Here is a 20,364-nt window from a genome sequence, read left to right as displayed (position 1 = left end):
GCATGACTCTTTTTATTGTCGTTATTGTCGTTCAAGGCAGCTCAGGCTGGTTGCAGCCAGCCCAGGCGACTTTTGGCCTGCTGCAGATCGGCCGCAAGGTCGTGATTCCACAGCCAGTCGAAACGCTGGGCCAGGGTCTGGCCCAGGCGTGCTTGATCGGCGGCCGTTGCCGGATCACGCAACTCGTAGAGTTCGCCGGCCTGGCGCGAGGTGCGCTGGACCTGGCAGGCTCGGGGCCGACGCACTGCATCGTAGGCGGCCAGCATAAGCGGCACCTCAGCATCCAGCAGTTGCGGGTCGCCCAGTAGCCTGGCCAACAGCCAGGCATCTTCAAGCCCCTGGCCGGCGCCAGCGCCTTGGTGCGGCAACATCGCGTGGGCGGCATCGCCGATCAGCGCCACGCGGCCATGCACGTAACCGGGTAACTCCGCCAGATCGTGCAAGGCCCACAGGCTCGGCGTCGGGATGCATTCGAGCAGCACCTGCGCCGCCTCGCTCCAGCCACTGAAAGCGTCGAGCATTTCGGCCTGACTGGCCTGACGCACCCAAGGCTGGTCGGCCGGCCATTGCGGATCGGGCCGGCTGCGGTCGGTCGTGAACGCCACGACATTGATCAACCGGCCGTGCTTGACCGGGAAGGTCAGGATATGGGCGTCCAGGCCCAGATACATCTGCGGCACGTCGATCAGATGCTCGTCCAGACCGCGCTCACGGTAGGCGCCGCGCAGGATTTCGCTGTCGATCAGCCCGCGATAGGCACAGGTGCCGCTGAACTGCGGTGCGGCCGGCGGCTGGCCCAACCCTTGGAGCACGTGATCACGGATTGATGACTTGATGCCGTCGGCACCGATCAGCAGATCGCATTCATGCTCAGTGCCGTCACTGAAGCGGATCTGCAGCCGCTCAGCCTGCTGGGTGACCTGCACGGCGCGCTTGCCGAAACAGGCAATACCGTCTGGCAGGCGGCTGGCCAAGGCATCGAGAAAGTCTGCACGATGCACCGAAGACTGGCCCACACCCGGCGCGACGCTGGCGCTCAGGTAGCCGGCGTCGACTCCCCGGCGCCATTCGAACCAGACATCCTGCCAGGGTGCCGGGGTCTGGTCGGCGATCTGCCGATAAGGTTCGCCAAGCCCCAGGCCGGCAATGGCCCGCACCGCGTTGGCGCCAAACGACACGCCCGCGCCCACCTCACCGAAAGCAGCAGCGGATTCGAACAGTTGCACCTGAAGATGAGCATGGCGGCACAGGTCCAGGGCCAGGGCGACGCCGGCGATACCGCCGCCGACGATTGCGATACGCAAGGGAGATTTGCTCTGCATGTAAGACACCCCATCGGGCTGGTTGTTATTGGAATGTCTGTATCTTGCGGCGCACGGTTGTATTGATAAATAACGCAGATCGCATAGGATCTATCACCACTGTGAATAGCGCTTCATCCACGGCGACGGAGCCCCCATGAACCTGCGCGACCTTGATCTGAACCTGCTGCTGGTGCTGCACCAGCTACTCATCGACCGTCAGGTGTCCAGTGCCGCCGACAATCTCGGGCTGACCCAGCCGGCAATGAGTAACGCTCTGAAACGCTTGCGCAGCACCTTGAACGACGAGCTGTTCGTGCGCAGCGGACGCAGCATGCAACCCACGCCCTACGCCGAACAGCTGGCACAACCCGTGGCCCAGGCCATCGCCCTGCTCCACCAGGCGCTGCAACGACCTGCGGCGTTCGACCCGGCCAGCAGCCGGCGGCGCTTTACCCTGGCGATGACCGATATTGGTGAGATCTACTTCATGCCGCAGTTGATCGACACCCTGCTGCAACGTGCGCCGGGGCTGTCGGTGACGACCGTGCGCAGCGACGCTCAGCTGTCCGAAGCACTGGCCAGCGGCGCGATCGATCTGGCTGTGGGTCTGCAACCCAACCTGCAGAGCGGCTTTTACCAGCGAAGGCTGTTTGTGCATCGCTATGTGGTGCTGTGCCGTCACGACCACCCGCTGGCCGGGCAAGCGATGACCGCGCAAGCATTTGCCCGGCAGAGTCACGTCCACGTGGCCGCCGCCAGCACCGGCCACGGTGAAGTCGAACAGTATCTGCGCCGCGCCGGCCTGCAGCGTGATATCCGCCTGGAAGTGCCGCACTTTGTGGCCGTCGGGCATATCCTCCAGCGCAGTGACCTGGTCGCCACCGTACCGGAGCGCTTTGCCTCGACCTGCCTGCAACCGTTCGGCCTGGTTGCGCTGCCATTGCCGGTGCCGCTGCCGGAAATCACCATCAACCTGTTCTGGCATGCACGCTTTCACAAAGAGCCGGCCAACCAGTGGTTTCGGGATTTGATGTTCGAGTTGTTCAGCGACTGAGTGGCCGTTCGTCGCGCCCGACAAACTTCTCCCGGCGTTCACGTGCCGTACCTGTAATGGGCGAAGATTGAGCGCTGCGCGCTTTCGATCACCCCTTGCTTTTGCTAACCCTGTTTTTTGATAACAAGAGGTGTCTCATGAAAACTTCACTGAGCAACCTGTTCGCAATTGCCGGGCTGGCCTGCATGCTGAGCGTGCCGGCCCTTGCTGCATCACCTGCGTCCCCAGGCGACGGTCAGTCATCGTCGATTCCCCACACCGAAACCGCACCGGCGGGCAGCGCCTTGCCGCCAGGCAGTTCGCTGCCCACCGATCCGGTGATGGGCAACGGCATGGACGCTTCAGGCAGCAGCGTACGGCCACCGACCCGGATCAGCCCGGACATTGACGAGCAAGAGAGCAAAGACCGTGATGCACGGCAGAAAATCCTCCGCGAACAAGACCGTGGCCAGGAAGCTCGCGATCAGCCCCCGGCAAAACCCTGAGCCTTGCGGCCCGGCATTCACCTGCGGTGATTGCCGGGCAGTGGCATAACCAAAAGGTATCGCCGCCTCAAAAAGCCGGATTGGTCCGACATGGGTCGTTGCCGCTAGACTGGGCCAAGTGAAGCAGTTAATGACCCCAGAGAATGCCCCCAGATGATCATTTCGGCCTGCACCGACTATCGCGCTGTAGCCCAGCGCCGCCTGCCGCCCTTTCTGTTCCATTACATCGACGGTGGCGCCTACGCCGAGCATACGCTGCGGCGCAACGTCAGTGACCTGGCCGAGATTGCCCTGCGCCAGCGGGTATTGCGCAACATGTCGGATCTGAGCCTGAAAACCTCCCTGCTCGGTGAACAACTGGCCCTGCCGGTGGTGCTGGCCCCGGTCGGGCTGACCGGCATGTATGCGCGCCGGGGTGAAGTCCAGGCCGCGCAGGCGGCGGATGCCAAGGGCATTCCCTTTACCCTCTCGACAGTTTCAGTCTGCCCGATTGAAGAAGTCGCTCCGGCGATCAACCGCCCCATGTGGTTCCAGTTGTATGTGCTCAAAGACCGCGGCTTCATGAAAAACGCCCTGGAGCGCGCCAAAGCGGCGGGCGTCACCACCCTGGTATTCACCGTGGACATGCCCGTGCCTGGCGCCCGCTACCGGGATGCGCATTCTGGCATGAGCGGCCCGAACGCTGCTTTCAGGCGCATGCTGCAAGCCTTTACCCATCCGGCCTGGGCCTGGGATGTCGGACTCAATGGCAAGCCGCACGACCTGGGCAATATCTCGGCCTATCGCGGCCACCCGACCGGGCTGGCCGACTATATCGGTTGGCTGGGCGCCAATTTCGACCCGTCGATTTCCTGGAAAGACCTGGAGTGGATCCGCGAATTCTGGCAAGGGCCGATGATCATCAAGGGCATTCTCGATGCCGAGGATGCCCGCGATGCGGTGAGCTTTGGTGCCGACGGCATCGTGGTCTCCAACCATGGCGGTCGGCAGCTTGATGGCGTGCTGTCGACCGCGCGGGCCCTGCCAGCCATCGCCGATGCGGTCAAAGGCCAGTTAGCGATCCTCGCGGACTCGGGCATCCGCAATGGTCTGGATGTGGTGCGCATGATTGCCCTGGGCGCTGACAGCGTGATGCTCGGTCGCGCGTTTATCTATGCCCTGGCTGCCGCCGGTGGCCAGGGCGTGACGCACCTGCTGGAACTGATCGAGAAAGAAATGCGGGTGGCCATGGTACTGACCGGTGCCCGCTCGATCAGCGAGATCGGCCGTGAATCACTGGTTTGCGCCTGAGACCGGCTCACGGCGTTCACGCAGCAAGTCGATGAACAACTGCAACTCGCGACTGACCGGCTCGCCCTTGCGGCGCAGCAGGCCGAACGGCGCCATCTGCGCGTCGATGGTCAGCGGCAGGGCCTTGACCAGGCCCATTTTCAGGTAGTCGCGCATCGCTGATTCGGACAGCACCATGACCGCGTCGGTCAACTGCACCAGTTGCTGCATGGAGTACACCGAGCTGCACTCGATGATGTCTGCCGGCATCGGCAGTTGCTGGCGCAGCAACGCCTGATCGAAGGCGATACGCGCAGGGCTTGATTGCGGCTGGAGGATCCACGGCCAGTCCCTGACCAGTTCGTCCCATTGCAGGGTTTCGCGGTCGGCCAACGGGTGGCCGCTGTGCACCACGGCAATCAGTTCTTCGTTACCCAGCGCCTCGAATTGGTATTGCTCGCGATCATTGTCAATATTGCGCCGGGTCACGGCGATATCCACCCGGCCCTGCTCCAGCAATTGCACGACCTGATCACTGGTATCGCCCATGATCCGCAGCCGCAACTGTGGGTTGAGCGCCTTGATCTGCGCCACCGCCTGCATCACCAGGTCCGGCGCGGCGCCCATGATGGTGCCAATCGACAAATAGCCGTAACCGCCCTGTTGCCGAGCCGTCAGGTCCGCAGCGCAGCGCTCAAGGCCGCTCAACGCTGCCTCGGCAAAGCGCAGCAGCTCGCGGCCCAACGCCGTAGGTTGCATGCCGCGTGGCAGACGCTCGAACAGTTCGCAGCCAAACAGGTCTTCAATTTCCTGCAGCATGCGGCTGGCAGCAGGCTGCGACATGTTCATGCTGACCGAGGCGCGGTGCAGGTTACGGCTGGCGCCCAGCATCACCAGCATCTGCAGATGCTTGTAGCGCAGGCGGCCAAACAGGTGGTGTTCGTTCATCGCATGACCTTCTGAAGCTGCCCTTTAGACCGATACCCTTAAAGTATCAGCCAACAGCTAATTTCGATTAGTCAGGCATCATAAGGGCGCAGTAGAGTCAGTGCCACAACAAAACACCCGGTTGTTGCTCAGTTCGATAACTCCAAAAAGGAAACTGACGTGAACACTCTCCCTGCCTCTGTGGTGGCCAAGGTCTCTTGGCGCCTGCTGCCATTTCTGCTGTTGATGTACATCATGGCGTTTCTCGACCGCGCCAACGTGGGCTTTGCCAAGCAGACGTTCCAGGCCGATACCGGTATCAGTGACGCGGCCTTTGCCTTCGGTGCCGGGGTGTTCTTCGTCGGCTACGCGCTACTGGAAGTGCCCAGCAACCTGATCATGCACCGGGTCGGTGCCCGGCTGTGGATGTGCCGGATCATGGTCACCTGGGGGCTGGTGTCAGCGGCCATGATGTTTGCCCACGATGAAATGACTTTCTATGTGCTGCGTTTTCTGCTGGGGGTGGCCGAGGCCGGGTTCTTTCCCGGGGTAATTCTGTACCTCACCTACTGGTTCCCCAGTGCGGTGCGCGGCAAGGCCATGGGTTTCTTCTACTTTGGCGCGCCGCTGGCGTTCATTTTCGGCAGCCCGCTGTCGGGCTTGTTACTGGAACTCGATGGTGTACTCGGCGGCCGTGGCTGGCAGTGGCTGTTCGCGGTAGAAGGTCTGCTGGCCAGTGCCGTGGGCATCTGGGCCTACTTTTACCTGGATAACCGCCCTGCCGATGCCAAGTGGCTGACGGCTGAGGAGCGCACCCAACTGCAGAATGTGCTCGATGCCGAGGATCGCGATAAACAAAGCCACGGCAGCCTGCTCAAAATCCTTTGCCAGCCGGCGGTCCTGTACCTGTGCCTGATCTACCTGCTGATCCAGGCCAGCGTCTACGGCGTGGTGTTCTACCTGCCCAGCCAGGTGGCCGGGCTGCTGGGCACTAAAGTCGGGCTGATGGTCGGCATCGTCAGCGCGATCCCGTGGCTGTGCGCCCTGCTCGCGGCCTGGAAAGTACCCGGTATTGCCGACCGCAGCGGCCAGCGCCGCTCAGTGGCGGCCCTGACGCTGGTGATTTCTGGTCTGGGCATTGCCGCCTCGGTCAGCGTCTCCAGCCCGGTACTGGGCATCCTGGCCCTGTGTTTTGCAGCGTCGGGGTTCATTGCCGTGCAGCCGGTGTTCTGGACCTTTCCTGGCAGCTTCCTGGCCGGCTCCGCCGCAGCCGGCGCCATCGCCCTGATCAACTCGTTCGGCGCGCTGGGCGGTTTTATCGCACCGATCATCAAAAACCAGGCCGAGACCCTGTTCCAGTCACCGGCGGCCGGCCTTTACGTGCTCTCGGTGACCACCCTGATCGCTGCGGCGCTGATCCTGGGCATTCGCTCACCTGGCAGTGCGCAGCCGCACAAGCAAGCGAGCTTTCAACACTGATTTTTTCAATAACGACTCTTTTTGTACTGACCAAGAGGCATTATCCATGGCCATTCCTGTCATCAAACACGTGCGCGCCTATGTGCTGCGCGGCGGCGGCGCCGACTATCACGACCAGGGCGACGGGCACTGGATCGACGATCATATCGCCACGCCCATGAGCAAGTACCCCGAGTATCGCCAGAGCCGGCGCAGCTTCGGCATCAACGTGCTGGGCACGCTGGTGGTCGAGGTCGAGGACAGCGACGGCAATGTCGGCTTTGCGGTGACCACCGGCGGCGAACCGGCGGCCTACATCGTCGAAAAACACCTGGCGCGCTTCGTCGAGGGTGCCAGGGTTACCGATATCGAGCGCATCTGGGACCAGATGTATCTGTCGTCGCAGTACTACGGCCGTAAAGGCCTGGTGATCAATACCATTTCCGGAATTGACCTGGCGCTGTGGGACTTGCTTGGCAAGGTCCGTCAGGAGCCGGTCCACCAGTTGCTGGGGGGCGCGGTGCGTGACGAACTGCAGTTCTACGCCACCGGCGCGCGCCCGGACCTGGCGCAGCAGATGGGTTTTATCGGCGGCAAGCTGCCATTGCATCACGGCCCGGCCGAAGGCGAACAGGGCCTGCGCAAAAACCTCGAAGAGCTGGCGGTGATGCGCGAGCGGGTCGGCAAGGACTTCTGGCTGATGCTCGATTGCTGGATGAGCCTGGACCTCAACTACGCCACGCGGCTGGCCCACGGTGCTCAGGAGTTCGGCCTGAAGTGGATCGAAGAGGCGCTGTCGCCGGATGACTACTGGGGTTACGCCGCGCTACGCAAGAACGTCCCCACCGGCATGCTGGTAACCACCGGTGAACACGAAGCGACCCGCTGGGGCTTTCGGATGCTGCTGGAGATGGGCTGCTGCGACATCATCCAGCCCGATGTCGGCTGGTGTGGCGGCATCACCGAGCTGATCAAGATCTCTGCGCTGGCCGATGCGCATAACGCAATGGTCGTACCCCACGGCTCTTCGGTGTACAGCTACCACTTTGTCGCCACCCGCACCAACAGCCCGTTCGCCGAGTTTCTGATGATGGCGCCCAAGGCTGACCAGGTGGTGCCGATGTTCCACCCGCAACTGCTCGGTGAACCGGTGCCGGAGAACGGCCGCATGCGCCTGTCGAGACTGGACAAGCCGGGGTTTGGCGTCGAACTGAACCCCGAGTGCCAGTTGCACCGGCCCTATCAGCACTGACTCTGCGAGGAACCCTTCATGAACATGCCTATCAACCGCTTCAAGGCTGCTTTGGCCAGCGGCGCTCCGCAGTACGGCATCTGGGCCGGGTTTGCCAGCGGCTATGCCGCCGAAATCACCGCCGGTTTCGGTTATGACTGGATGCTGATCGACGGCGAACATGCGCCTAACACCGTGCCTTCAATCCTCGCCCAGTTGCAGGCCGTTGCGCCCTACTCAAGCGCACCGGTGGTGCGGGCCGTGAGCCATGACCCGGTGCTGATCAAGCAGTTGCTTGATATCGGCGTGCAGACCCTGATGATTCCCATGGTCGAAAGCGCCGAGCAGGCCCGTGCCCTGGTGCAGGCTACCCGTTACCCGCCGCATGGTATTCGCGGCGTGGGTGGCGGCCTGACCCGCGCCACCCGTTGGGATGCGGTGCCGGATTACATCAATACCGCGCACCAGCAGTTGTGCCTGATCGTGCAGGTCGAATCGCGCGCCGGCATCGAAAACGCCGCCGCCATTGCAGCGGTCGACGGGGTGGACGCGGTGTTCATCGGCCCGGCTGACCTGTCGACCGGGCTGGGCCATGTCGGCAATCCTTCGCACCCTGAGGTGCAGGAAAAAATCCGCTCGGCCATCGACGCCACCCGGGCGGCCGGCAAGCTCAGCGGCATCCTGGCCCCGGCTGAACAAGACGCCCGACGCTATCAGGACTGGGGCTGCCAGTTCATTGCCGTGGGCATCGACATCAGCCTGATGCGCCAGGCCGCACTGGCCAACCTGGCGCGCTATCGCCAGAGCGCCGAGCCACACACGTCCTCAAAGACCTATTGAACTCACGCCAAAGGATTTGCTCATGACTTCCCTGCCTGTCTATGAGAACTACATCAACGGCCAGTTCATCGCCAGCGGCGAGCATCTGGACGTCTTCAACCCCGCCACCGGCGCGTTGCTGGCCAAGGTCCCGGCCGCCGACGCCGGCCAGGTCGAAGCGGCGCTCGCTGCGGCCCGCGCCGCGCAAAAAGGCTGGGCGCGACGCACCGCCAATGAACGCGCCGGCTACTTGCGCAAGATCGCCAGCCGGATCCGCGAGAACGTGGCGCATCTGGCGCGTACCATTACCCTGGAGCAAGGCAAGATCAGTGCGCTGGCCGAAGTGGAGGTCAACTTTACCGCTGACTATCTGGACTACATGGCCGAATGGGCGCGGCGCATTGAAGGCGAAATCATCACCAGCGACCGTCCCGGCGAGAACATTTTTGTGTTTCGCAAACCTCTGGGGGTGGTGGCCGGCATTTTGCCGTGGAACTTCCCGTTCTTCCTGATCGCCCGCAAGATGGCCCCGGCGCTGTTGACCGGCAACACCATCGTGATCAAGCCCAGCGAAGAAACCCCGAACAACTGCTTTGAATTCGCCAGGCTGGTGGCTGAAACCGACCTGCCGCCAGGCGTGTTCAACGTGGTCTGCGGGGCGGGTCAAGTCGGTGCGGCGCTGAGTGCGCATACCAATGTCGACATGATCAGCTTCACCGGCAGCGTCGAGACCGGCTCGCGGATCATGGCTGCCGCAGCCGGTAATATCACCAAGCTCAATCTGGAACTGGGCGGCAAAGCCCCGGCGATTGTGCTGGCCGACGCCAACCTGGAACTGGCGGTCAAGGCGATTCGCGATTCGCGGATCATCAACAGCGGCCAGGTCTGCAACTGCGCCGAACGGGTTTACGTGGAGCGCCCGGTGGCCGACCGATTCATCGAGCAGATCAGCGCTGCCATGGCCGCCACTCGCTACGGCGATCCGCTGGCCGACAGGGACGTGGAAATGGGGCCGCTGATCAACCGCCAGGGACTCGACAGCGTGGCCGCCAAGGTCCGCACGGCCCAGTCTCAAGGCGCCCAGTTGATTACCGGCGGGAGCATTGCCGATCTCGGCCAGGGTTACCATTACCAACCCACCGTGCTGGCCGGTTGCAGCGCGGACATGGAAATCATGCGCAAGGAAATCTTTGGTCCGGTGCTGCCGATCCAGATCGTCGACGACCTGGATGAAGCCATTGCCCTGGCCAATGACTGCGAATACGGCCTGACCTCATCGCTGTATACCCAGGATTTGAACAAGGCGATGTACGCCATGCGTGAGATCGATTTCGGCGAAACCTACATCAACCGCGAGAACTTCGAGGCGATGCAAGGCTTCCATGCCGGCGTGCGCAAATCCGGGATCGGCGGCGCCGACGGCAAGCATGGGTTGTACGAGTACACCCATACTCACGTCGTTTACTTGCAGGCGTAGGATTTCCGGCGTTTTCTACCCTAGGGGCGGGGTGCGTGGCGGGATCTGGCGGCGCTTGCCGGTGGCTTCGAAGGCCGCCGCCAGGCGCAGCAGGTTGTTGTCGTCATAGGCCCGGCCGGCGAAGGTCAGGCCCACCGGCATGCCAATGTCGGCCATCACGCCCATCGGCACGGTGACGGTAGGCACGCCCAGGTGGCGGATGGCGAGGTTGCCGTTGGCCACCCAGATGCCGTTGCTCCAGGCTATGTCGTTGGACGCCGGGTTGATGTCGGCATCGGCCGGCGCCACATCGGCCACGGTCGGGAACAGTACGGCGTCCAGGCCCTGGTGCTGCATCCATTGTTCCAGATCGATACGCCGCGTCTGCTCCAGACCGCGCAAGCCGTCAGGCAGCGTGGCGATCCGGTCCCAGGGCGTGATGCCGCGCTTGGCCATGTTCACGTATTCGTCCATGCCGGCGGCCAGTTCATCCTCACGGTTAGGCAAAGTGCCGGGGTCATGGGGGAATATCTGCGGGCCGTCGACATCGGCCAGTTGGTTGAGTTGCGGATCGCCATTGGCACGCAAAAAGTCATCGAACGCCCAGCCTGACAGCTCCCACAACTCATCGTGCAGGAACTCCTTGCTGACCAGACCGCGATTGAACACCGTCGGTGCACCCGGACGGTCGCCTTCGCAATTGGACACCAGCGGAAAATCGGTCTCGACCACCTCGGCCCCGGCCGCCTCAAGTGCCCGGCGCGCCTGCTGCCAGAGCTCGATCACGCTGGCACGGGTATGAATCTGCTGGCCGGTTGGCCCGCCAATGCCCGGTGCTTCACTGCTGCCCATCTGCGGGTCCTGGTTGATGAACATTTTCGGCACGCCAAAGCGCTTGCCGGCCAGTGCAGCGGGCGCCGCCTGCAGGTCAAGATAAGACGCCGGGCGCACGCTGGAAGCCTTGGGAATCGGCACCCAGGGCTGCAGCCGCCACAAGTCGCCACGGTTGTCGGGGTCGTCGGCGACCACCACATCGAGCACTTCAAGCAAGTCGGCCATGGTCCGGGCGTAGGGCACCACCACATCCATGGTCGGCGTCAACGGCCAGTTACCGCGTACCGAAATCACCCCGCGTGACGGCGTATAGGCGCACAGGCCATTATTGGACGCAGGGCCACGACCGCTGGACCAGGTCTCCTCAGCCAGGCCGAATGCCGCGAAGCTCGCCGCCGTGGCGGTGCCGGCACCGTTGGACGAGCCCGAGGCAAAGGGGGCAGTCAGGTAGTCGGCGTTATAGGGGCTTTCAGCGCGGCCATACACGCCGCGTTGCATACCACCATTGGCCATCGGCGGCATGTTGGTCTTGCCCAGGCAGATCGCGCCACCGGCACGCAGGCGCTCGACGGTGAAGGCATCCTTTTGAGCAACCAGATCCTTGAATGCCGGGCTGCCCGACGCGGCGGTCAGGCCTTTGACCAGATAACTGTCTTTGGCGGTATAGGGAATGCCATCGAGCGGTCCGAGGGTCTGGCCACGGGCACGCCGGGCATCGCTGGCACGGGCCTCTTCGAGCGCATCGGGGTTACGCACCACCACGGCATTGAGCGCGGTGGCCGTGCCTGCGACGTCATAGGCATCGATGCGCGCCAGGTAGGCCTGGACCAGCTCAACGGCGGTGGTTTGCCCGCTTTGCAGGGCCTGGCGCAACTCGGCGATGGAGACTTCGGTGACTTCGATCATGGACGTGTTCACTCTGATTCGGATCAAGACGCAGCCCGCCATCATACAGCAGCCGTATTCAACGGGCGGCGGGCACGGCAGAGTGTGGTGTGTGCGGCGCAGGCGTCAATAGGCGTGGCTGCACTGACTGATTGCCCGAAGGCTCAGACATTGGCTTATTGTCTTGCTGCAACCGCTCAATGATTTCAGGCTGTAACACCCGGCCTTGAGCCGCTAAGCTGTGGCCCTCCCGGCACCGCCGACGCACCCTGTTGCTTTCCCAAGGACCCCGTTTGAATACCGTTACCGCCGTACCGCCGCCCAGCTACGCGAAAATAATCCTGCTCGGCCTGCTGCAGATCCTCTCCTGGGGCGGCTCGTTCTATCTGCTGGGGGTGCTGGCCACGCCGATTGCCGCCGACACCGGCTGGTCGCATCAATGGGTACTGGGCGCGGCCTCGCTGGGCTTGCTGGTCGCAGCGCTGCTGTCGCCGTGGTGCGGGCGGATGATCGCCAAAGTCGGCGGCCGGCAGGTGCTCAGTGCCCACAGCCTGATTCTTGCGGCGGGTCTGGTCATGATGGCGCTGGCCCCTTCGCTGCCGGTGTTCCTGCTGGCCTGGGTGGTGCTTGGCGCAGCGATGGCCACCGGACTGTACGACGCGCTGTTCACGGCATTGGGGGCACTTTACGGCATGAAGGCGCGCCCGGTGATTGTCGGCATCACGCTGATTTCCGGGTTCTGCACCACGGTTATCTGGCCACTGCTGGCGATAATGGAACACAGCATGGGCTGGCGCATGACCTGCGGGGTATTGGGCGTAGTCGCGCTGTGCACGCTGTTTCCGCTGTATCGCTATGCACTGGAGCGCCATACCCCGACGATTAGCGCGACGAAAGCTGCGCAAGGTAACGATCAATCACTGGCGCCCTCGCTGTACTGGGCAATGACCCTGCTGTTTGCCATCGCCGCAGCGCTGATGACCTGCGTCTCGATCGTGCTGATCACTGTGCTGCAGGATCGCGGCCACAGCCTGGCCTCGGCGATCGCGCTGGGAGCGATGATTGGTCCGGCCCAGGTGCTGTGCCGGGTAGTGGATCTGTTGGCCAAGCGCCAGGCGCCGCTGTTCACCGCCCTGCTGTCCAGCGGCATGACCGCTCTGGGTCTGTTGCTGGTGGACTTTTCCCCGGACCTGGTGGTGCTGGGTCTGCTTTGCTATGGCGTAGGCAATGGCTTGCGCGCAATGGTCAAAAGCACCCTGCCGATGGTGGTGGTCAACCCAGCCCATTACGCGGTGGTGTCCGGGCGCATGGCCCGCCCCGCGCTACTGGCCCAGGCGGCAGCGCCACTGGCCTGCGGCTACGTGATTTCCTCCTTTGGCAGCAACGCGATGCTGCACCTGCTCAACGCATTGGCGTTGCTGGCCTTCGCCCTGTGTCTGTGGCTGGCGTATCTGATCAGGCAGACCAAGGTCGTTGCTCACGCCTGATTGGCCGGCTTGCCGGGCTGCTCTTGGCCGCACGGCTCAGCCAGCGGTGAGGAATTGGTCCAAGCGCTGACCGCTGCTATCAAGGCCAGCAAATGGCTGTCACAGGCCAGGCGGGCGAATAATGCACACACTGGCGGGCGATGCCTTAACTGCGTCGCTGCCAGTGAAAGCCGGCCACATCGATCCGCTGCTTCCGGGTGCCATCCCATTGCACCGCAAACCCGGCCGCCTCCAGCGCCTGGACAAGACGCCGGGCAACGCTCATGGCGATGTCCGGGTCGTCGTTCAGCGCGCCGAAGGCGAGCATCAGGCCGCCTTCCTGAATCGACCGTTCCACGTCCTGACCGTGATAGAAGCAATAACCGTGATAATGCCCGTCAGGTGCCTGGTGGATGGCTTCGGCCACTTCCGTGAATCCGTCAGACATGGTGTAGCCGGCATTGCCCAAGGCGCAGATGCCCTCTTCGTGTAACTGATAGAACACCGCGTCTAGCCGGTCGCAATCGGTCTGCTGCGCCCAGCTGTGCTGCGCTTCGCGCTTGCGTTGCAGTTCAGGTTCGATCAACGCCTTGAGCATTGCCTCATCACAGCCATCTTCAAGAATATCGTCGACCATCTCGTGCATTTCTTCGGCCGTGTAATACCCGGACCACACCCACAGATGGATGCTGTCGGCGATGTATTGTTCATCCTCGTTCATGCGCTGTTTCTCTCTGCTTTAATGTGGGCGGTGACATGCAGACCGGGCGGCATGGTGGCGGTTCCTTGACGCCAATCAGGGGGTTCTATATTTCCTGTGCAAATAATGAAATTATTCCCAACTATTTCTGACAGTTAGTGTCTGTCAACGCACACCGGTCATCTATGGGAAGCCGGTGTATTTAATACTCAGGAGCATGGCACATGGCGGTACTGCAGATCGGCACCATCGAGGCGATCCGTAACAAAAAGACGCAGCTTCTGGATAACTGGATCAAAGGCCTGCAAGCCAGTGGCGCAACACGCAATCTCAAAGAACACGACTTGCAGCAACAGACGTCTGAATTTATCAATCTGCTGAGCGCGGGCCTGGAAAACGGTAATGGCTCCTCCCTTGCGATCAGTGGCTGGACCGATATCCGCCAGTTTCTGGAAAGACTCTCGGCCAGCCGCGCCCTGTTAGGCCATGACTCGCAACAGACCGCCAGTTTTATCTTCGCGTTCAAAGGGCCGTTGTTTGGCTTGCTGCAAGAGCACTACCGTAACGAGCCGGAGCAACTGGCCGAACAGCTCTGGGAGGTCTCCGAACTGCTCGATGCGTTGGGCATGCACACCATTGCCACCTTCCAAAAGTCCCGTGAGGCGGTGATCAAGCGTCAGCAGGAAGAACTGCTGGAACTGTCCACCCCGGTGGTCAAGCTCTGGGATGGCGTGTTGGCCTTGCCAATGATCGGCACCCTGGATTCGCAACGCACCCAGATGGTCATGGAGTCGCTGCTGCAGCGCATCGTCGACACCGGTTCGGAAATCGCCATCATCGATATTACCGGCGTGCCAACCGTCGATACCCTGGTGGCCCAGCACCTGCTCAAGACCGTCACCGCCATCCGCCTGATGGGCGCCGACTGCATCATCAGTGGCGTACGGCCGCAGATCGCCCAGACCATCGTCCATCTGGGCCTGGACCTGCAAGGCGTGGTGACCAAAGCCAACCTGTCCGACGCCCTGAAACTGGCCTTGACCCGCCTGGGTGTTTCTGTCGAAAAAGCGGTCTGAAACCATGGACAGAATTCCGATCCTGCGCATGGGTGAGTTTTTGCTGGTCACCATTCAGGTCGACATGCACGACCAGCTCGCCCTGACCCTGCAGAACGACCTGGCCGAGCTGATCAGCAAGACCTCGGCCCGTGGCGTGCTTATCGATATCTCGGCGCTGGACATGGTCGATTCGTTCATCGGCCGGATGATCGGCACCATTTCCGGCCTGTCGCGCATCATGGATGCTGAAACCATGCTGGTCGGCATGCAGCCGGCGGTGGCCATTACCCTGGTCGAGCTGGGCATGACCCTGCCCGGCGTCAGCACCGCGCTCAATGTCGAGCGCGGGATGCAGTTGCTGCGTGAACGAGTGACGCGCCGATGATCCTGCGCAGCAGCGGCACCCAACCGATCACCATCGAGCAGGATGTGGTGTTGGCCCGGCAAACCGCCCGCAAGCTGGCCACCGAGTGCGGCATGCGTCTGGTCGACCTGACCAAGATGGTCACAGCCGTCAGTGAACTGGCGCGCAATACCGTGGTGTATGGCGGCGGCGGTGACATGGACTGGCAAATTCTCGAAGAAAACACCCGGGTCGGTCTGCGCCTGACCTTCCGTGATCAAGGCCCCGGCATCCCCGACACCAAACTGGCGCTCACCGACGGCTGGACCTCCGGCAACGGGCTGGGCCTGGGCTTGACCGGCGCCCGTCGACTGGTCGACGAATTTGAACTGGACACGGCCGCCGGCCAGGGAACGCGAGTCACGATCACCCGATGGACATGAATATCAGCGGCAGCCTCACCGAGGTGTTGCCGATCGAAGACCAGAGTCAGGTGGGGCACGCCCGGCGCACCACACAAAAGCTCGCTCAGCAGCACGGGTTCGATGAAACCGATGCCGGTCGGGTTGCCCTGGTCACGACCGAGCTGGCCAGCAACCTGCTCAAGCACGCCGGGCATGGTGAGCTTCATCTGCGTGTCCTGCCGCGAGCGCAGAGTTGCGGGATCGAAATTCTGGCCGTGGATCGTGGCCCGGGCTTCGATGTGCAGACCGCTCTGACCGACGGCTTTTCCACTGGCGGCACCCAGGGCATCGGCCTCGGCGCAATCAGTCGTATGGCCGACGTCTTCGACGTGCAGGCCGACCCGCGCGGTTCGGTGGTGCTGGCCCGCTTCTACCCGCGCGGCGACAGTACGCCAGACCTGGCGCTGGGCGTGAGCCAGCACTCATTGCACAACGATCCAGCCTGCGGCGATAGCTGGCATCTGGTGTTGCACCCACAAGGTTTCAATGCGCTGGTCATCGATGGCCTGGGGCATGGCGTGGAGGCCGAACAGGCCGCTCGCGCCGGCGAGGCGGCCTTTGCGCGGGCGAGTTGCAGCGCGCCTGCCATACTGATGGACGACTTGCATCAAGCCATGCTCGGCACTCGCGGCGGCGCTGCTGGCTTTGCCCAGTACCGGGCAGGGGATCAGGGCGGTCACCTGAGTTTCACCGGCATCGGCAATATCAGCGCCAGCCTGGTCACTGCCGAGCGCTCACGAGGGCTGGCCTCGCATCCCGGTATCGTTGGCGCGCAGTACCGCAAGGCAAAAGCGTTCGACTACCCTCACGTACAGGGACATCTTTTGATCATGCATAGCGACGGCTTGCAGTCACGCTGGAATCTTCAGCACTACCCCGGTCTGGTTTATCGCCACCCTGCCGTGATCGCGACGGTTCTGTACCGTGACTTCTGCCGTGGCCGCGACGATGTCACGGTGCTGGTCGTGGCACTGGAGAACCGCCATGAGTGACCTCATCGAACAGGCGTCGCTGCTCGCCCGCCTGCAAAGCGAAAATGAAGCACTGCGCGCCGAGCTTGAAGAAACCAATCAAGGGGTACTGGCCCTGTACGCCGAGCTCGACACCCAGGCCGAACAACTGCGCCAGACCTCGGACCTGAAAAGCCGCTTTCTGTCGTACATGAGCCATGAGTTCCGCACCCCGCTGGGCTCGATCCTGAGCATTACCAGCCTGCTCAGCGACGAACTGGACGGCCCGCTGAGCCCTGAGCAACACAAGCAGGTGGCATTTGTCAGCACTGCCACGCGTGAGCTGAGCGACATGGTCGATGACCTGCTTGACCTTGCCAAGATCGAGGCCGGACGCATCAGCATCTCACCGGCCTGGTTCGACATGTTCGATCTGTTCGCAGCCCTGCGCGGCATGTTCCGGCCTATCGTGGACCGCGGCCAGGTCGACCTGATTTTCGATGAACCGGTAGGTTTGCCGCGCCTGTTCACCGATGACAAGAAACTCGCGCAGATCCTGCGCAACTTCATTTCCAACTCATTGAAGTTCACCGCTCAGGGTGAAGTGCGGGTTTCTGCGAAGCTTGAGGGCGATAGCCACATTCGCTTCGCGGTGACCGACACCGGAATCGGCATCGACCCGCAGTTGCATGACACGCTGTTCGAGGATTTTTCCCAGGTCGACTCACCGCTGCAGAAACGCCTGCGCGGCACCGGCCTCGGTCTGTCGCTGTGCAAACGCTTTGCCGCGCTGCTGGGCGGTCGGGTGGGCGTGCAAAGCACGCCAGGGGTGGGTTCAAGTTTCTTCGTTGTCATTCCGCTGGCAGTGGCTGCGGAGTCTGTCGATGAAAACTGATATCCGCCTGTTGGTCGTCGACGATAATGAGGCCACGCGCTATGCCCTGCGCCGCCGCCTGGAGCGTCACGGCTATCAAGTGCATGAAGCCGGCACCGGCGGCGAAGGGCTCGCACTGATTGCCAGTGAACTGCCTGACGCGCTGATTCTTGACGTCAACCTGCCAGACATGAGCGGCTTCGATATTGTTCGCCGCTTGCGTGCCGACCCGCTCACGGCACTGCTGCCAGTCATCCACGTGTCGGCGGCCTCGATTCAGACCGGCGATATCATCACCGGCCTTGATGCCGGGGCGGATGCCTACCTGATCCATCCGGTGGATCCCGATGTATTGCTGGCGACCCTGCGCACCCTGCTGCGTGTACGCGAAACGGAAAACGCCCTGCGCGAAAGCGAGGCGCGCTTTCGCGAGATCTTCGTCAATGTTTCGGCACCGATCGCCGTGCTGGACGCTGATCTCAAGGTGCACGAGTGCAACCGCGCCTTCACCCAGTTGATTGAAGACAACCGCAATGCGCAGCGACTCGAAGAGTGCTTTGCTGACGACCAGCAAGCGATGCTCGATGAATTGCGCTTGCGGCTGGTGGCCGGCGAACGCTGGCAAGGCCTGCTCAACATGCGGGTTCATGGCCAGTTGCGCGAAACCGAATGGCAGTTGTCGCCATACCGTGCTGCCGGATTGAGCCTGGTGTTCGTCGAAGACGTCACCGAGCACCGCCATCGGGAACGCTCACACCTTGCGCAGCTCAATGACGCCACCAGCCAGTTGGCCCGCACCGAAGCGCAGTTGCTGCAGGTGCAGAAAATGGATGCGCTGGGCAACCTGACCGGCGGCATCGCTCACGACTTCAACAACCTGCTGACCGGGATCATCACCAGCCTGGAGCTGATTCACAAGCGGGTCAACGACTCACGTCTGGACAAGGTTCAGTTTTACGCAGAAGCCGCACTCAATTCCGCAATGAGCGCCTCCTCGCTGACCCATCGTTTGCTGGCGTTTGCCCGTAAACAGCCGCTGGACACCCGGCCGGTGGATGTCAACGAACGGATCAGCTCACTGGAAGAACTGCTGATGCGTACCATGGGCGAGCGCATTGCGCTGAAGCTTGAGCTGACCAGCCACCCGGCCATCGCCATGGTTGACCCCAGCCAGCTTGAGAGCGCCGTACTCAACCTGGTGATCAATGCCCGCGATGCCCTGCCCCATGGCGGGCACGTATGGATCACCACCTACATGGCGCGCTCCAGCGGCGATCCGAATCTGGCAGACGGCGCCTATGTGGCGCTGGCCGTGCGCGATGACGGCACCGGCATCGAGCACACCCTGATCGACAAGGTGTTCGACCCGTTCTTTACCACCAAGCCGCTGGGTCAGGGCACCGGCCTTGGGCTGTCGAGCATTTACGGTTTTGCCCGCCAGTCCGGCGGCAACGCGAGTATTCGCAGCGTGGCCGGGCGCGGCACCGAAGTCACCATCATGTTGCCCGCCAGCAGTGATCCGGTAAGCGCCGAGGCCTCAAGCATTGCCGTGGACCTGGAGGGCGCAGGCGAGCACGTACTGCTGGTCGAGGACATTGCTTCGGTGCGCATGTTCGTGACCGAGGTTCTGGAAGATGCAGGCTATCGTTGCACTCAGTGCAGTGATGTTGAAACCGCGCAAATGCACCTGCAGGAAGGCGCACGCTTCGACTTGCTGCTGACCGACATTGGCCTGCCGTACATGGATGGCCGGGAACTGGCGCGACAAGCCCGTATTCAGCACCCGACGCTGCCGGTTCTGTTGATGACCGGCTACGCGGCAGGCGTCATCAACCGTCAGCTGTTTCTCGACGACAGCATGGACATCCTGCTCAAGCCATTCCAGATTCATGAGCTGCTGGAGAAGGTACGGCGCACGCTGACCGGTGCCCAGTAAGCGCGCGGGTGAAAAAAAGTCGAACTCCTGTGCATGAGAACTCTCAACATTCTTACATGCACGGGAGGTATTACCATGAACGACAACAGCAAACTCGAACGTAATGCAGGTGCAGACACCGCAGGCCGCGCCGTGGATGCCCAAGGCAAACCGGTGGATGTGGTACGCCGCGACCTTGAGGATCCGTCTGGCAAAACCCGAGCGGTGGATGAAGTGCTGACCCCGACGACGATCCGCACCAAAGAGCAGGAAGCCGAAGAGCTGAAGCGTCAAGTCGACAAGATCGAGCGCGACGTTGCCGATGGCCGAGCCTGACTGTAGGAACGGCTTCAGCCGTGAAGGATTGAACCGCGAGACCTGCCCTGCAAGCGGCACTTGACCATGGCATCCGGCGCTCTGCGCAGCATAGAATGACAGGGTCAGTCTGACTCTTGCCTGGGATGCTCATCATGGGATGCCCGCATGTCTGCGCCGGTGCCACGCTCAAATGCAGCTTTGGTGTCGCGCCTTCGATGCTCAACGTACTGCCTGCCAACCGTATGCTGACTGCCGGCATGCCGGCTGCGAACATCATGGATCACATTCCGCTGCTCAACATTCTGCCATTCGGCATGTGCATGAGCATGGCCAACCCAATGGTCGCAGCCGCCACCGCAGCGGCACTGGGGGTATTGACCCCGATGCCCTGCATCCCGGCCACCGCTTCACCCTGGATACCCGGTGCGCCGACCATGCTGTTAGGTTCGATGCCGGCGCTGGACGCCAACTGCACATTGATGTGCAACTGGGGCGGCGCAATCAAGGTGCTGTATCCGGGGCAGGTGCAACTGCTGATTCCTTGAGGGCACCTG

20 protein-coding genes are annotated in these 20,364 nt (G+C 62.4%); 16 read left to right on the top strand and 4 right to left on the bottom strand.

The genetic code is table 11. The features are described from left to right. Positions 1-41: 41 nt before the first annotated feature. The gene (gene salA, locus NRB16_RS05210) at positions 42-1,322 is read right to left on the bottom strand and encodes a salicylate 1-monooxygenase (protein WP_253141319.1); all 1,281 of its coding nucleotides are present in this window, start codon (positions 1,320-1,322) and stop codon (positions 42-44) included. Between the two features lie 136 nt (positions 1,323-1,458). Here salA and NRB16_RS05205 point away from each other — a divergent pair, with 136 nt between their 5' ends. From NRB16_RS05205 to lldD, 3 genes are all read left to right on the top strand, one after another. Further along, positions 1,459-2,358: a LysR family transcriptional regulator gene (locus tag NRB16_RS05205; protein ID WP_045491420.1), complete on the top strand. Its 900-nt coding sequence runs from the start codon at positions 1,459-1,461 to the stop codon at positions 2,356-2,358. Between the two features lie 137 nt (positions 2,359-2,495). Then, positions 2,496-2,843: a hypothetical protein gene (locus tag NRB16_RS05200; protein WP_045491423.1), complete on the top strand. Its 348-nt coding sequence runs from the start codon at positions 2,496-2,498 to the stop codon at positions 2,841-2,843. A 153-nt stretch (positions 2,844-2,996) separates the two neighbouring features. After that, positions 2,997-4,133, top strand: coding sequence for an FMN-dependent L-lactate dehydrogenase LldD (lldD, locus tag NRB16_RS05195; RefSeq protein ID WP_045491426.1), 1,137 nt, complete (start codon positions 2,997-2,999; stop codon positions 4,131-4,133). Here lldD and NRB16_RS05190 read toward each other — a convergent pair. Then, positions 4,116-5,060 (bottom strand): LysR family transcriptional regulator, encoded by a 945-nt coding sequence (locus NRB16_RS05190; RefSeq protein ID WP_045491429.1) that lies wholly within the window; start codon positions 5,058-5,060, stop codon positions 4,116-4,118. The genes lldD and NRB16_RS05190 overlap by 18 nt on opposite strands. A gap of 159 nt (positions 5,061-5,219) precedes the next feature. Here NRB16_RS05190 and NRB16_RS05185 point away from each other — a divergent pair, with 159 nt between their 5' ends. The 4 genes from NRB16_RS05185 to aldA are packed head-to-tail and all read left to right on the top strand — an operon-like array spanning position 5,220 to position 10,024. Beyond that, positions 5,220-6,518 carry an MFS transporter gene (locus tag NRB16_RS05185; protein ID WP_257105611.1) on the top strand — a complete coding sequence of 433 codons (1,299 nt, stop codon included), beginning with the start codon at positions 5,220-5,222 and terminating at the stop codon, positions 6,516-6,518. 46 nt (positions 6,519-6,564) lie between these two features. Continuing rightward, a complete protein-coding gene (gene rhmD / locus NRB16_RS05180) occupies positions 6,565-7,749 on the top strand; it encodes an L-rhamnonate dehydratase (RefSeq protein ID WP_045491435.1) in 1,185 nt (394 codons plus the stop codon). Between the two features lie 18 nt (positions 7,750-7,767). Continuing rightward, complete coding sequence (locus NRB16_RS05175; protein WP_257105610.1) at positions 7,768-8,568, top strand: HpcH/HpaI aldolase/citrate lyase family protein; 801 nt, start codon at positions 7,768-7,770, stop codon at positions 8,566-8,568. 22 nt (positions 8,569-8,590) lie between these two features. After that, positions 8,591-10,024 (top strand): aldehyde dehydrogenase, encoded by a 1,434-nt coding sequence (gene aldA, locus NRB16_RS05170; RefSeq protein WP_045491442.1) that lies wholly within the window; start codon positions 8,591-8,593, stop codon positions 10,022-10,024. 15 nt (positions 10,025-10,039) lie between these two features. Here the strand turns inward: aldA and NRB16_RS05165 are convergent, their stop codons facing one another. Beyond that, entirely contained in the window at positions 10,040-11,743 is a 1,704-nt protein-coding gene (locus tag NRB16_RS05165; protein ID WP_045491444.1) for an amidase, read from the bottom strand. 272 nt (positions 11,744-12,015) lie between these two features. On the opposite strand from NRB16_RS05165, the gene NRB16_RS05160 reads away from it, so the two are divergent. Next, a complete protein-coding gene (locus tag NRB16_RS05160; RefSeq protein ID WP_257105609.1) occupies positions 12,016-13,209 on the top strand; it encodes an MFS transporter in 1,194 nt (397 codons plus the stop codon). A 145-nt stretch (positions 13,210-13,354) separates the two neighbouring features. Here the strand turns inward: NRB16_RS05160 and NRB16_RS05155 are convergent, their stop codons facing one another. Continuing rightward, the gene (locus tag NRB16_RS05155) at positions 13,355-13,909 is read right to left on the bottom strand and encodes a hypothetical protein (protein WP_045491449.1); all 555 of its coding nucleotides are present in this window, start codon (positions 13,907-13,909) and stop codon (positions 13,355-13,357) included. A 203-nt stretch (positions 13,910-14,112) separates the two neighbouring features. Between NRB16_RS05155 and NRB16_RS05150 the strand changes: the two genes are divergently transcribed. The 8 genes from NRB16_RS05150 to NRB16_RS05115 all read left to right on the top strand — a co-directional run bounded on the left by NRB16_RS05150 (position 14,113) and on the right by NRB16_RS05115 (position 20,355). Further along, positions 14,113-14,964: an STAS domain-containing protein gene (locus tag NRB16_RS05150; RefSeq protein WP_045491452.1), complete on the top strand. Its 852-nt coding sequence runs from the start codon at positions 14,113-14,115 to the stop codon at positions 14,962-14,964. A 4-nt stretch (positions 14,965-14,968) separates the two neighbouring features. Beyond that, positions 14,969-15,331: an STAS domain-containing protein gene (locus tag NRB16_RS05145; protein WP_045491453.1), complete on the top strand. Its 363-nt coding sequence runs from the start codon at positions 14,969-14,971 to the stop codon at positions 15,329-15,331. Further along, a complete protein-coding gene (locus NRB16_RS05140; protein ID WP_045491455.1) occupies positions 15,328-15,732 on the top strand; it encodes an anti-sigma regulatory factor in 405 nt (134 codons plus the stop codon). Before NRB16_RS05145 ends, NRB16_RS05140 begins: the two co-directional genes overlap by 4 nt. Continuing rightward, positions 15,729-16,745 carry an anti-sigma regulatory factor gene (locus NRB16_RS05135; protein WP_045494783.1) on the top strand — a complete coding sequence of 339 codons (1,017 nt, stop codon included), beginning with the start codon at positions 15,729-15,731 and terminating at the stop codon, positions 16,743-16,745. The genes NRB16_RS05140 and NRB16_RS05135 overlap by 4 nt, the downstream gene beginning before the upstream one ends. Then, the gene (locus NRB16_RS05130; RefSeq protein ID WP_045491458.1) at positions 16,738-17,598 is read left to right on the top strand and encodes a sensor histidine kinase KdpD; all 861 of its coding nucleotides are present in this window, start codon (positions 16,738-16,740) and stop codon (positions 17,596-17,598) included. The genes NRB16_RS05135 and NRB16_RS05130 overlap by 8 nt, the downstream gene beginning before the upstream one ends. After that, the gene (locus NRB16_RS05125) at positions 17,588-19,513 is read left to right on the top strand and encodes a response regulator (protein ID WP_253117189.1); all 1,926 of its coding nucleotides are present in this window, start codon (positions 17,588-17,590) and stop codon (positions 19,511-19,513) included. The genes NRB16_RS05130 and NRB16_RS05125 overlap by 11 nt, the downstream gene beginning before the upstream one ends. 75 nt (positions 19,514-19,588) lie before the next feature. Further along, positions 19,589-19,828 (top strand): hypothetical protein, encoded by a 240-nt coding sequence (locus tag NRB16_RS05120; protein WP_253141348.1) that lies wholly within the window; start codon positions 19,589-19,591, stop codon positions 19,826-19,828. A gap of 134 nt (positions 19,829-19,962) precedes the next feature. Beyond that, positions 19,963-20,355 carry a DUF4280 domain-containing protein gene (locus NRB16_RS05115; protein ID WP_045491466.1) on the top strand — a complete coding sequence of 131 codons (393 nt, stop codon included), beginning with the start codon at positions 19,963-19,965 and terminating at the stop codon, positions 20,353-20,355. Positions 20,356-20,364: the final 9 nt, after the last annotated feature.

The sequence above is a fragment of the Pseudomonas sp. LJDD11 genome, from assembly GCF_024584215.1.
GTDB lineage: Bacteria > Pseudomonadota > Gammaproteobacteria > Pseudomonadales > Pseudomonadaceae > Aquipseudomonas.
The sequence above is the reverse complement of the archived record's forward strand: the minus strand, read 5'-3'. Positions and strand labels throughout refer to the sequence as shown.

Excerpts from the sequence above, each read along its gene's own strand:
- salA (WP_253141319.1), bottom strand. The coding sequence starts at position 1,322 with ATGCAGAGCAAATCTCCCTTGCGTATCGCAATCGTCGGCGGCGGTATC.
- NRB16_RS05205 (WP_045491420.1), top strand. The coding sequence starts at position 1,459 with ATGAACCTGCGCGACCTTGATCTGAACCTGCTGCTGGTGCTGCACCAG.
- NRB16_RS05200 (WP_045491423.1), top strand. The coding sequence starts at position 2,496 with ATGAAAACTTCACTGAGCAACCTGTTCGCAATTGCCGGGCTGGCCTGC.
- lldD (WP_045491426.1), top strand. The coding sequence starts at position 2,997 with ATGATCATTTCGGCCTGCACCGACTATCGCGCTGTAGCCCAGCGCCGC.
- NRB16_RS05190 (WP_045491429.1), bottom strand. The coding sequence starts at position 5,060 with ATGAACGAACACCACCTGTTTGGCCGCCTGCGCTACAAGCATCTGCAG.
- rhmD (WP_045491435.1), top strand. The coding sequence starts at position 6,565 with ATGGCCATTCCTGTCATCAAACACGTGCGCGCCTATGTGCTGCGCGGC.
- NRB16_RS05175 (WP_257105610.1), top strand. The coding sequence starts at position 7,768 with ATGAACATGCCTATCAACCGCTTCAAGGCTGCTTTGGCCAGCGGCGCT.
- aldA (WP_045491442.1), top strand. The coding sequence starts at position 8,591 with ATGACTTCCCTGCCTGTCTATGAGAACTACATCAACGGCCAGTTCATC.
- NRB16_RS05165 (WP_045491444.1), bottom strand. The coding sequence starts at position 11,743 with ATGATCGAAGTCACCGAAGTCTCCATCGCCGAGTTGCGCCAGGCCCTG.
- NRB16_RS05155 (WP_045491449.1), bottom strand. The coding sequence starts at position 13,909 with ATGAACGAGGATGAACAATACATCGCCGACAGCATCCATCTGTGGGTG.
- NRB16_RS05150 (WP_045491452.1), top strand. The coding sequence starts at position 14,113 with ATGGCGGTACTGCAGATCGGCACCATCGAGGCGATCCGTAACAAAAAG.
- NRB16_RS05145 (WP_045491453.1), top strand. The coding sequence starts at position 14,969 with ATGGACAGAATTCCGATCCTGCGCATGGGTGAGTTTTTGCTGGTCACC.
- NRB16_RS05140 (WP_045491455.1), top strand. The coding sequence starts at position 15,328 with ATGATCCTGCGCAGCAGCGGCACCCAACCGATCACCATCGAGCAGGAT.
- NRB16_RS05135 (WP_045494783.1), top strand. The coding sequence starts at position 15,729 with ATGAATATCAGCGGCAGCCTCACCGAGGTGTTGCCGATCGAAGACCAG.
- NRB16_RS05130 (WP_045491458.1), top strand. The coding sequence starts at position 16,738 with ATGAGTGACCTCATCGAACAGGCGTCGCTGCTCGCCCGCCTGCAAAGC.
- NRB16_RS05125 (WP_253117189.1), top strand. The coding sequence starts at position 17,588 with ATGAAAACTGATATCCGCCTGTTGGTCGTCGACGATAATGAGGCCACG.
- NRB16_RS05120 (WP_253141348.1), top strand. The coding sequence starts at position 19,589 with ATGAACGACAACAGCAAACTCGAACGTAATGCAGGTGCAGACACCGCA.
- NRB16_RS05115 (WP_045491466.1), top strand. The coding sequence starts at position 19,963 with ATGGGATGCCCGCATGTCTGCGCCGGTGCCACGCTCAAATGCAGCTTT.